At 65.1% G+C, this 1,468-nt stretch carries 3 protein-coding genes; 1 reads left to right on the top strand and 2 read right to left on the bottom strand.

Translation table 11 applies throughout. The annotated features are described in order from the left end of the window. The coding region (locus EN742_RS34855; RefSeq protein ID WP_245492478.1) for an ankyrin repeat domain-containing protein at positions 1 to 596 on the top strand (596 nt) is incomplete at its 5' end. A gap of 31 nt (positions 597 to 627) precedes the next feature. On the opposite strand, the gene EN742_RS34850 is transcribed toward EN742_RS34855, so the two are convergent. Continuing rightward, a complete protein-coding gene (locus EN742_RS34850; protein WP_126054351.1) occupies positions 628 to 1,155 on the bottom strand; it encodes a gamma carbonic anhydrase family protein in 528 nt (175 codons plus the stop codon). Between the two features lie 19 nt (positions 1,156 to 1,174). After that, positions 1,175 to 1,468 (bottom strand): hypothetical protein (locus tag EN742_RS34845; RefSeq protein ID WP_128333870.1); only part of this gene is annotated, 294 nt, incomplete at its 5' end.

Raw genomic sequence — 1,468 nt, 5'->3', positions numbered from 1 at the left:
GTCAATCATTGCGGATCAGAGCCATGCTGGAGATCCCCGACGACCGGTGTGAGCGTCATCGGCTGTTCAAGGCCATCGACGATGCCTTCAAAGCCGGCGACTTTGAGGTTCTCGGCACGGCCCTGGGCGGCGCGCCGTGCTGGTTCGACGAACGCATGCCGTTCGAGCTCGGCCTTGGCCACCCGCTGGAGTACGCGATCTACTGGAGCCCGCTTGCCTTCATCTCGGCGCTGATCGAGGCGGGCTCGAATCCGAACTATGCGGACCATGCCGGGTTCCCTTCCATCATCGCAGCGCTGTCGACCGAGCGGCGAGACAGGCACGACGTCATCCGTACCCTCATCGAGCATGGCGCCGATCCCGACATGCGCGGCGTCAACGACTGGACGCCGCTTCACTACGCGGTGGCGATGCGTGATGTAGAGGCGATACGCCTGCTTCTCGCGGCCGGCGCGGACCCGGCGCTCAGGACCCGCATCGATGATTGTTCGACGGCGCTGGAGGAAGCGGACGATGCCGGCTTTGAAACCGGCGCCGCATTGCTGCGCGGGGCGCTGGATAAGCCTGTGTCGAATCCTGGCCGGGATGAACACTGAGAGATGCCAATGCCCGCCACCTGTCGCGGACTCAGGCCTTCTTCAGCCCGGCCTTGAAGCGCTTGCCGTTTGCGACGTAGTGCGCCGCCGAGCCGCGTAGCCTGGCGACGGCCGCTTCGTCAAGTTCCCGCACCACGCGGGCGGGCGAGCCGACGATCAGCGAATTGTCGGGAAAGACCTTGCCCTCGGTAACCAGTGCGCCGGCGCCGACCAGCGAGTTCCTGCCGATCCTTGCCCCGTTGAGCACGATGGCGCCCATGCCGATCAGGCTGTTGTCGCCGATCGTGCAGCCATGCAGCAGCGCCCGGTGGCCGATCGTGCAGCCCGTGCCGATAGTCAGCGGAAAGCCCGGATCGGTGTGCATCACCGTATGCTCCTGGACATTGGTCTCGGCGCCGACGGTGATCGGCTCGTTGTCGCCGCGGATGACGACACCGAACCAGAAGCCGGCATCGCGGCCGATGCTGATGTCGCCGATCAGCGTCGCGTCCGGCGCGATCCAGTTGCTGTCGGCGTCCTCGAAGGTGGGAGCCTTTCCGTCGATCGTATAGGTCGGCATTGTCCGTCTCCGAATCGTCTCACGCTGGGAAGTGAGCCGACCCTAGGAGACCGGTCGCCCAGGATGCAATGGCGAGCAGGACGATACCCAGCGCCAGCGTCCAGGCTATCGTCGTGCAGCCGCAGGAAATCAGCGCAAGCATGGTGATGCGGCCCCGTCTGTGGGCATCCAGCGCATCGTTGGCGAGCATGAAGGGTCCAGCGCATGCCGTCGCGGCCAGCGATCGCAGTATATGTGAAGGCGACACGTAGGGTTCAGTGAAGGCAAGCCGTCGGCCGCAAGCCAGTTCCATCGTCGATCCGGCCATGCCGCT

Origin of the sequence: Mesorhizobium sp. M4A.F.Ca.ET.020.02.1.1 (assembly GCF_004022645.1) — a bacterium.
Classification (GTDB): Bacteria; Pseudomonadota; Alphaproteobacteria; order Rhizobiales; family Rhizobiaceae; genus Mesorhizobium.
Note: the sequence above shows the minus strand (reverse complement) of the source record. Positions and strands in the feature narration are given on the sequence as shown.

Coding starts and splice junctions, on each gene's coding strand:
- EN742_RS34850 (WP_126054351.1), bottom strand. CDS start 1,155: ATGCCGACCTATACGATCGACGGAAAGGCTCCCACCTTCGAGGACGCC.